This window comes from Pseudomonas sp. 28 E 9, from assembly GCF_900004785.1.
Taxonomy (GTDB): domain Bacteria; phylum Pseudomonadota; class Gammaproteobacteria; order Pseudomonadales; family Pseudomonadaceae; genus Aquipseudomonas; species Aquipseudomonas orientalis_A.
Genome location: NZ_CVTK01000052.1, coordinates 56,190 through 65,410, shown reverse-complemented (window position 1 = coordinate 65,410; position 9,221 = coordinate 56,190). Strand labels below are relative to the sequence as shown.

Annotated in this window: 10 protein-coding genes; 4 read left to right on the top strand and 6 right to left on the bottom strand. The window is 60.9% G+C overall.

The window, feature by feature from the left end:
• Positions 1–153 precede the first annotated feature (153 nt).
• From BFQ00_RS19540 to BFQ00_RS19515, 6 genes are all read right to left on the bottom strand, one after another.
• Positions 154–2,568 (bottom strand): TonB-dependent siderophore receptor, encoded by a 2,415-nt coding sequence (locus BFQ00_RS19540; protein ID WP_065934451.1) that lies wholly within the window; start codon positions 2,566–2,568, stop codon positions 154–156.
• A 110-nt stretch (positions 2,569–2,678) separates the two neighbouring features.
• Complete coding sequence (locus BFQ00_RS19535) at positions 2,679–3,614, bottom strand: glutathione S-transferase family protein (RefSeq protein WP_065934450.1); 936 nt, start codon at positions 3,612–3,614, stop codon at positions 2,679–2,681.
• A 75-nt stretch (positions 3,615–3,689) separates the two neighbouring features.
• Positions 3,690–3,962 (bottom strand): GIY-YIG nuclease family protein, encoded by a 273-nt coding sequence (locus BFQ00_RS19530; RefSeq protein WP_065885885.1) that lies wholly within the window; start codon positions 3,960–3,962, stop codon positions 3,690–3,692.
• Positions 3,963–3,998: 36 nt separating this feature from the next.
• Positions 3,999–4,469, bottom strand: a complete 471-nt coding sequence (locus BFQ00_RS19525) for a nuclear transport factor 2 family protein (RefSeq protein WP_065934449.1) — start codon at positions 4,467–4,469, stop codon at positions 3,999–4,001.
• 90 nt (positions 4,470–4,559) lie between these two features.
• The gene (locus BFQ00_RS19520) at positions 4,560–5,195 is read right to left on the bottom strand and encodes a response regulator transcription factor (protein ID WP_065934448.1); all 636 of its coding nucleotides are present in this window, start codon (positions 5,193–5,195) and stop codon (positions 4,560–4,562) included.
• A 197-nt stretch (positions 5,196–5,392) separates the two neighbouring features.
• A complete protein-coding gene (locus tag BFQ00_RS19515) occupies positions 5,393–6,211 on the bottom strand; it encodes a response regulator (RefSeq protein WP_065934447.1) in 819 nt (272 codons plus the stop codon).
• Between the two features lie 406 nt (positions 6,212–6,617).
• Here BFQ00_RS19515 and BFQ00_RS19510 point away from each other — a divergent pair, with 406 nt between their 5' ends.
• Genes BFQ00_RS19510 through BFQ00_RS19495 form a run of 4 tightly spaced genes read left to right on the top strand, consistent with a single transcriptional unit; the run spans position 6,618 to position 9,182 of the window.
• Complete coding sequence (locus BFQ00_RS19510) at positions 6,618–7,241, top strand: DUF1120 domain-containing protein (RefSeq protein WP_065934446.1); 624 nt, start codon at positions 6,618–6,620, stop codon at positions 7,239–7,241.
• A gap of 15 nt (positions 7,242–7,256) precedes the next feature.
• Entirely contained in the window at positions 7,257–7,895 is a 639-nt protein-coding gene (locus tag BFQ00_RS19505; protein WP_065934563.1) for a DUF1120 domain-containing protein, read from the top strand.
• 33 nt (positions 7,896–7,928) lie between these two features.
• Complete coding sequence (locus BFQ00_RS19500) at positions 7,929–8,549, top strand: DUF1120 domain-containing protein (RefSeq protein WP_065885881.1); 621 nt, start codon at positions 7,929–7,931, stop codon at positions 8,547–8,549.
• 12 nt (positions 8,550–8,561) lie between these two features.
• Complete coding sequence (locus BFQ00_RS19495; RefSeq protein WP_065934445.1) at positions 8,562–9,182, top strand: DUF1120 domain-containing protein; 621 nt, start codon at positions 8,562–8,564, stop codon at positions 9,180–9,182.
• The last annotated feature ends 39 nt before the right edge of the window (positions 9,183–9,221 follow it).

Sequence of the window (9,221 nt, the reverse complement as noted above, 5' to 3'; positions counted from 1 at the left end):
CTGCGTTCGGCCAGCGTGGTTTAACGGGGCGCCTGAGATCAAGATCAAAAGCAGATCAAGATCAAGAGCGGCTCGCTTCGCATCGTGGTTACGGTTGGGCGCTACAGAGTTGTGTAGATACCTATGCCCCCTCCCACACAAAGCGAACCGCAGTCAGAAAGTCAGGGTGCTGGACACTGACACCTGTCGTGCATCGCCAATAGACACGAACTGCGTGTTCACCGACGAGGTGTAGTAGGTACGGTCAAACAGGTTCTTCACATTGAGCTGGAACTTGACCTTCTGCCCCTCGAGCCGTGTGTCGTAGCTGGCGAACACATCGGCCACGGTATAGCTCGGCAGTTCAAAGCTGTTGGCCGCATCCCCTGCCCGCTCACCGACATAACGCGCTCCGGCGCCGACGCGCAGTTGATCACCGCCCAGGATACTGCCGAAGTCATACACCGCCGACAGCGAGCCGGTGTTTTTCGCCACGTTCTGCAGGCGATTGCCTTTGAGGCTCGGGTCTTCGGTGACCTCGGCATCGGTGTAGGCGTAACTGCCGATCAGGCTCCACTTGTCGGTCAACTGGCCGCTGGCATCCACTTCCAGCCCACGGGATCGCACCTTGCCCGCCACGCTGTAGACCGAGGTCAAACCGTCGCCCACCTGCACCAGCACATTGCGCTTATCAATGGTGAACAACGCCGCGCTCGCGGTGATGCGTCCTGGCAGGTCGAACTTGGTACCCAGCTCCCACGCCTTGGATTCTTCAGGGTCCAGGCTGCCATCCAGCACGGTCTTGTTGGCCAGCGGCGCGATGGTGGAGTTGGGTTTGAACGACTCGGTATAACTGCCATAGAACGACAGTTCATCGGTGTAGCGGTACACCAGCCCGGCACGCGGCACCCATTTCTGGCCGTTGCCATCGGTGTTGGCGGTGAACGGCACGCCTTTGCCGGCGTATTGGTCGTACATCTGGTAGCGCGCGCCGCCGACCAGGATCCACTGATCGTTCAGGTGAATGGCGTCCTGGAAGAACAACGAGTCGCTGCGCAGCAGGTCGGTCTGATTGCTGTCCGGCGCGCTGACTTTGGAGCCCGCCACTTCGTTGCCGTATACCGGGTTGTTGTAGTTGAAAACGCCACGCGGTGTCTGGCGGATCAGGTCGGCGCGGTAGATTTTGCGGTATTCGTCATCCAGGCCGAACACCAGGTCATGCTGCATACCCGCCACATTCACCTTGCCTTCAAGGCTGGCGGTGGCGAAGCGGTCGGTGGTCAGCGCGCCCTGGGTGCCGTCCATGCTGCGGGTCAGGGTGCCGTTGGTGTTGACCTTGACCACGCGTACCTGGCTCGCGTCGTAGGTTTCGCGGTTCCAGCTGTAGCCAAAATGGGCTTTCCAGTCGTCGCTCAAATCATGATCGACGCTGAGGCGGTACAGATCGGAGCGGCCCTCCATGTTGTTGAAAGGCTCATCCAGGCGACGGATGGCAGGGATGTTCAGCGGATGGTTGGTCTTGGGATCGATGGCGGTGCCACGGTCGAACGGCGAAAGAAATTCGCGGTGCTCATAGGCCAACACCACTTGGGTAGTGTCGCCGTACCATGCCAGCGAGGGCGCCACCAAGGTCTCGCGGTGGGTGCCGTAGTTGCGCCAGTAGTCTTCATCTTCATGGTCGACGATCAGGCGATAGGCCAGGCCGCTGTCACCCACCGGGCCGGTGGTGTCCAGGCTGCCGCCGCTGCCGTTCTTGCCGCTGCCGAACGTCGAGCCGCGCGCAGTCAGGGCGGTGGACTGCAGCAGCTCGGGCTTTTTGCTGACGATATTGACCACGCCGCCGGGGTCCTGGATGCCATACAGCAACGACGACGGGCCCTTGAGCACTTCGACACGCTCGGCCGTCGCATTCAAGGCACGGCCCTGCACCACCGGCATGCCGTCCTTCATGATCGAGCCGTTACGGTTGTCGCCAAAACCGCGCAACATCACCGCGTCCTGGGTACTGCCGAGGGTGTTGGACTGGGTGATACCGCTGATATTGCCCAGCGCGTCATCCAGATTGCGCGGTTGTTGATCGCGCAGCACTTGAGCCGGGACCACGTTGACGGTCTGCGGGGTCTCCAGCAGCAGGCCACGGGAGCGCATCACCGAGCTGGTCGGCGGCGGCTGGTAGCTGGTGCTGTCCTGGGCGAGGTTGGCGCCGCTGATGGTGGTAGCGCCGAGATTGACCGCGCCATCGGTTGGCACAGGTTCCAGGGCCAGGGTGCGGGCGTCGATCCGGCGGAAGGTGAAGCCTGATTGACCCAGCAGGCGTTGCAGGGCCTGGGTCGCGCTCATTTGCCCGCTGAGCGCCGGGGCGTTGAAACCGTAGGGCGCTTCATCGGTATAGATCACGCTGATGCCGGTCACCCGGCTGAAATCACTCAGGGCCTGGGGCAGCGGTTTGGCTGCCAGGTCAAAATTGAACCGGGCGCTTTGTTGCTCCTGCGCCTGCGCCACCGCCAGGGGCAGCAATGCCGCCCCCGACACCATCAGTACCGAGGCTCCCAGCCACTGTTTGACCCAACCGCCCGCCGTCGACTTCATGCTGTGAGAACCCGTGTAGAAAACGCTGTTAATGCGAATTGATCGCAGTTTCATGCACTACACGGATGGGCCGCAGGTTTACCTCACATCAGTGAGTAATTATTTTTTTGTTATTGCGCCTGGATGCGAAACCCCCACCGAGGGAAATGCACGTGCACGGTGCCGCCACGTTCATCAGTACGACGCAGAATCAGTTCTTCGCGCCCGGCAAACAGCAACTCACCGGCCACGGGGTCGACGCCATAGTCGATGGCCGCGATGGTCACCTGCTGTCCCGCCCTGAAGCCGTTCAAGTCCTCGAACGCCTCATCCGGCAGCGGTGCCGGGGTGGCATCGCGGGCGATCTCCAAGGCCTGCTCTGCGGTCATCGGGCTGGCGGTGCCGTCGCCGACACTCAACACGCGTTCAAGCCAAGCCGACACGGCCGGATAGGCATCCACACACGGCGCGGTGACCGGCGTGGCCTTCAGGAACCACAGTGAGTGGGCCAGGGCAAAGTCGGCAATCGATGGCGCGCCGAACAGGAAATCGCCGGATTCGCGTTGTAGCTGTTGCTCCAGCCGCGTCATGATCGCCGGCCACTGATGCTTGGCCAACTCGGCCGGGAGCTTGCTGGCCGTGCCGCCACTGAACAGCGCGGCGCGGTCGGCGATGAAGGCCTTGATGGCTTCGGGTGGTAATTTGCCGAAGCGCACCGCCACCGACTCCGGCTGGAACACCAGGCTCACGGCGTGGGCGAACACGACGCTGTCGGCCCAGGCGGCGAATGCCTGGGTGATCATTTCCTGGCCCGGCGGAAACAGCGCAGGCGCAGCCTTTTCCTGCTCCAGACGACGCGCGATCAGCGCCGTGTCGCAATAGATATCCGCCCCCACCTGCAGCACCGGGGTTTTCCGATAGCCGCCGGTCAAGGCCGTCAGGTCGGGCTTGGGCATCACCGGCGAAATGTGTACGGAATGCCAGGAGAGCCCCTTGAAGCCGAGTAAAAGTCGAGCTTTTTGCGCAAAAGGTGAGGTTGGATAATGGTGCAGGATGAGCTCGGACATACGAGGCTCCGGATGGCGAATGAACGAGCAGATTACCGCGCAAAAGGCCCCGACGGTGTAATGGCAACCTATCAGTCAGCGTGATGAGCCACTCGCCGCCAGGCACTCCTTGGCGCTCTTCTTCAGTTTCTTGATCAAGCGCTCCTGGCGCAACGCATCACTTTTGCTCGCGCATTGCTCGGTGTACACCAGCGCTATGGCCGGGCTGGACAGGAAAAACCGCGCCCCCTTGCCGCTCTGGTGCGAGGCAAACCGGCGTACCGGGTCGTTACTGATACCGCAATACAGCGCGCCATTGGCGGCGCGCACCAGGTAGACGTACCAGGGCTTGGGTTCAGGCGTGCTCACAGGGGGATTCGGCAAGGCAAAGGGGCGCCCAGTTTATCAACGACTGGCCTGGAATGCCTTCAAGCCTTTGTTCGCCTGGGCACGCACGGCATTTCGCACCAGCGGTGTCCACCCCAGCAGCAGGCCCTTGGTGCCCAACGCCTGGCGCGACCAGCGCCACAGGTCGAACTGATCATGGTGCTCGCAGATCTTGCCATCGCGAAAGACGAAGCGCGCCTGGATATCGTTGACCACGGTATTGCCGGTCGCGCTGAACAAATAGGTGGCCACCCAGTGTGCACTGCCGGTGCGTTCATCACTGTTTACCTGGTCGAAGGTCAAGGAAAAATCCTTGGCCCGCGTGGTGAGCATGCGCCACATATCCCCCGCGTCACGGCCGCGCAGTTCACCAAAGGCCGGGTCGCTGAACACCACGTCATCGCTGTAGCAGGCGATCATGGCTTCGGCATCCAGACGCTGGAAGGCGCCGTAGAATCGGCTGATCAGGGCGTTGTGGGCATCACTCATGGGCAGGCTCCGCAGGGGTCGAAAGAGTAGGCGCACGATAAGCCGCCCACGCCGCCCTGGCTACTCTCATTCGCCAGGCAAATGGGCGGGCTACGGCGCTATGCCGGTACTGCGAGCGTAGGCGAACAAGTCAACGTCGGTGGAAATACTCAAGCGCTGCATCGCCGTGCTCTTCTGCTTGCTGATCGTGGAGACGCTGCGGTTGACCTGGGCTGCGATCTGGCTGACGGTCATGCCGCTTGCCAACATGCGCACCACCTCGCGCTCCTTGCCCGATAGCTGGGGTTCCTGGGACTGGTCACCGGTGCCGGCCTCCACCAGCTGCATGCGCAGGCATTCGCTGACGAAGGTCTGTCCGGCCTGTATGGCCTTGATCGCCAGGGGCAACTCCTTGGCCGAGGCGCTTTTGGCGACCACCGCCCTCGCGCCGTGGGCAAAGGCGGCGCGCAAGGTGGCGACATTGGCGAACATCGTCACCAGAATCACCGGCAACTGCGGATATTGACGATGCAGCAGGCCCAACAGGCAATAACCATCAGCCTGCTGGCCGCCGGGCATGGCGAAGTCGGTGACCAGTACGTCGCACGGTGTATGACCCAGCACGCCTAGCAGTTGATCGGGGCCGTCGGCCTCACCGACCACCTTGCACTTGCCATTCGCCTCGATCACGACTTTTTGCCCGACTCGGACAATGGGGTGATCGTCAGCAATAATTACTCTAAGCATAGGCACCCACGAATGATGGCAACTTGAATCCGCGCAAAATACCTCTGCCTGCGATCATCAACAACTGCTAACAAAGAGCCGCTTGCGGCCGAACCCAATGTTCAGTAGCGGCCACTTTTTGGACTACAACACAATAGGAAAGCGCCTACAGTCAAAACCAGATAGCTATAGAGATGAATGCTCAGCACCAGCATTCTTCAAATATCGGACAGGTAATCGAGATAGGTGCACAGCTGTGCCTCGAACCCTTCCAACTGCGCCTGATGCGCAGCGACGCCATCGCACAGGACCTGCCTGATCACACTCACGGCGCTGGTTTCCAGGCCCGCGCCCCCCAGAAACACCAGGCTGCCGATCAACCGATGCAAGTGCTCGGCGGTCAGTGACGCGTTCAACGTCGCACGCGCATGGCGTAACACACGCAGGTCTTCCCAAGCCTCCACCAGCAGGCTTTCCAGCAATTGGTCGACAATGACGTCGCTGCCAAACGTGGCGACCAGCGAAGCACGGGTTGGCCAATTGATAATCGGCATCGCGGCTTCTTTTCCGGCGCGCGGGCTTTCATCGCCCGGCAACCAGCGCACCAGTACAGCGTGCAATTGTTCAAGCGTCAGCGGCTTGACCAGCCAGGCATCCATGCCGGCCTTGCGGCAACGTTGCGGGCTGTCGTTTTGCAGATTGGCGGTCAAGGCGATGATCGGCACTCGCTTCAACCTGTTTTCGCGCTCGTGTCGGCGAATGGCGCGGGCCATGCTGTAACCGTCCATGAGGGGCATCCGGCAATCGCTGATGACCAGGTCGAAGGGCCTATGGGTAAAGGCGTCCAACCCCATGAGGCCATTGGCGGCAAGCTGATGGCCGAGGCTGAGTTTTTGCAGCAGCCAACCCAATAAAAGGCGATAGGCCGAATGATCCTCCACCACCAGCACATTCAGGTGCTGCCAATGAGGCCGGGGGGAAAAAGGCGGTTTGACTGTCTGGCTCGCTCCTGCGGTTGAACCTCCTGGCGAGCCCATCAGTACCTCTTCGTGGTGGTTAATCGGGCAGCCGTTTGCGGCATTGGCGCAGTCGCCAGGGCGAGCTGTCACGCAGCAGCGCCAGACATACTCTTTCGCAGGTTATCGACACGGAACCTATAACCTTTCAAATCCATTCGAGCCCATACAACAACTACGAAAAGCACCGTGAAACAGCCTTCAAAACAGCGTGCCGGCCACGCCTGGCCAATGTCGTATTAGTTGTATTTCCCCCTCGCAGCCCCCTCGCTAAATTGTGCCCACCCCAAAAAGAGGGAAGGTTTGCCACTCCCCGGCAACCGCAAAAAACTTCGAAACCGCCGCCAAGCCACCCCCTCGCTCACTCAGGAACGGGCGTTGACCTGCACGCGTTTCAATCTGCCGGACTGCAATGGAATGAGTTGAAATGAAAACCCCTGTATCCCTGTTGAGCAGTGCCCTGCTGCTCGCCATGACCTCCTCGGTGTTCGCCGCCAGCAGCGTCGACCTGACCGTCAAAGGGCTGATCACACCCAGTGCCTGTACACCCAGCCTGCCAGGTGACGTGGACTTCGGGAAAATCGCCGCAAAAGACCTGAACCTCGACAAAACCACCACGCTTGAGCGCAAGACCTTGCAGTTGAGCGTCAACTGCGATGCGGCGACGCTGTTCGCCATTCGCCCCATCGACAACCGGGTCGGCTCCGCTATCTACGTTAGCTCCTTCGGGCTGGGCATGATCAACGAAAACCAGAAGCTGGGCAGGTATCAATTGACGTTCAGCAACCCCGTCGTCGAGACCCCCTCCACGCTCCTGGCCAGGTACAACGGCGAGGAACGCTGGGAGCAGTTGATGCCTGAAGATGGCATCGCCCCCAACGACCTGGTGGCACTGGGCAGTCGTGGCGACAGTGGTTGGGCGCCGCACCCGATCAAGGACGCGATCCTGGACGTCACGCTCTACACAGTGATTGCCCCGGCGAGAGACCTGACCTTGAGCGACGAAGTGGCGATCGACGGTTCCGCGACCTTTGAAGTCAAGTACCTGTAAATGGACGCTTCCACCATGAAAACCTCCCTGTGCCTGTTGAGCGCTGCCCTGCTGCTCGCCATGACCGCCCCGGTGTTTGCCGCCAGCAGCGTCGACCTGGCCGTCAAAGGGCTGATCACGCCCAGCGCCTGCACCCCCACGCTGGCCGAGGGCGGCGTGGCCGACTACGGAAAGATCGCCGCCAGGGATCTTCGCGAAAACCAGCCCACCCCCCTGCCGGCCACCACCCTGCAACTGAACCTGAGCTGCGAGGCGGCAACGCTGTTTGCACTCGACGGGGTGGACAATCGCGCCGGCTCCTCGAACAGCCCCGACGATTACTCCTACGGCCTTGGGGTTATCAACGACACGGAGCGGGTGGGCAATTTTGTCATCATCGTCAGGGATTACCTCGCAGACGGCCTGCCCGTGAGCAAGCTGGTCTCGATAGACAATGGCACTACCTGGAACGAGAACAGTGAGGACGCCATCTGGATGCGCGGCCGACTCACCGCCTTCGGTAACAATGCCAATGGAAACTGGGCGCCCATCGCGATCAAGACGCTGAACAGCAACCTGGTGGTACACCCCTTCATCGCCGCGTCCAGTGAGTTGACCCTTACCCGGGAACAACCGATCGACGGCTCAGCCACCCTGGAAGTGGTGTACCTCTAACCCTTCATCTTCGTACTAAGGAAGGTTCAAACGATGACTTACCTGAGCGCTGTTCCCTTGGCCGTCCTCTTGTTGGGCGCCTCATCTTTCACGCTGGCAGGCAGCAGCCAGGACCTTACGGTCAAGGGCATCATCACCCCGAGTGCCTGCGCGCCCATGGTCTCCGGTGATGGCACGGTTGACTTCGGCAAGGTATCCGTCAGAGACCTCAACCCCGACACCTACACCGACCTGCCCAGAGAAACCATGCTGCTGAGCGTGCGTTGTGAGGGGCCGACCTTTTTTACCCTGAACACCATCGACAACCGCGCCGGCACCACCGCCAGCCACTTCGCCTGGCATGGCCTGGGCGTGACAGCCAACGATGAAAAAGTCGGCGATGCCGGGCTCGGCCTGTACAGGCCAGTGGCCGATGGCGTGCCGGTACGCACCATCACCTCAAGGGATGGCGGCGTGACCTGGATGCCCTCGGTGATGCTCAGCCATACCTTGCTGACGGCGGTCGCCGACAACGACGGCCTGGCGCCGATCGCAGTCCAGGCGCTGGACGCCGAAATACGCCTGATCACGCACATCGCCCCTGCCAGCAGCCTGACGCTGACCGACGAAGTGCCCATCGACGGCCACGCCACTGTGCAAGTCAATTACCTCTAAGGAGCTCCCCCGATGAAAACCCGATTGACCACCCTGGCCGCCAGCGTGCTGCTGCTCAACTCGGCCACCGCCTTCGCCGCGTCCAGCGTGGACCTGACCGTCAAGGGCCTGATCGTGCCCAGCGCCTGTACGCCGACCCTGTCCGGTGGTGGCGTGATCGACCATGGCAAGGTCTCGGCCAAAGATCTGAACCCGGACAGGGCCACATCAATTGGCTTTCACACCCTGTCACTGAGCGTCAATTGTGATGCTCCCATCCAATTTGCCCTGCACCCCATCGATAACCGTGCAGCGTCAGGCATCTCGACGGACTTTGGCCTGGGCTTTATCAACGACACCCAGAAGCTGGGCCATTTCAGCCTCACATTGCGTAACCCGGTGGCTGACGACGGCGTAGCCGTACAGACAATCGCATCGATTGACCAAGGTAACACTTGGTACAGCGATTATTCCTGGGAGCCGAGTATGTATATGTCGGTAGCCTCGATGGATGACGACACCCAGCCACTGCCGGTCAAGGATTTGAGCATCGATCTGCAAGTCAACACGCTCATCAACCGTACCGATGGCCTGGATCTCAGCAATGAGGTAACCATCGACGGTTCCGCCACCATTGAAGTGAAGTACCTGTAACCCATGGCTGCCCATCCCTTGAATTCCGGCAGGCATGGG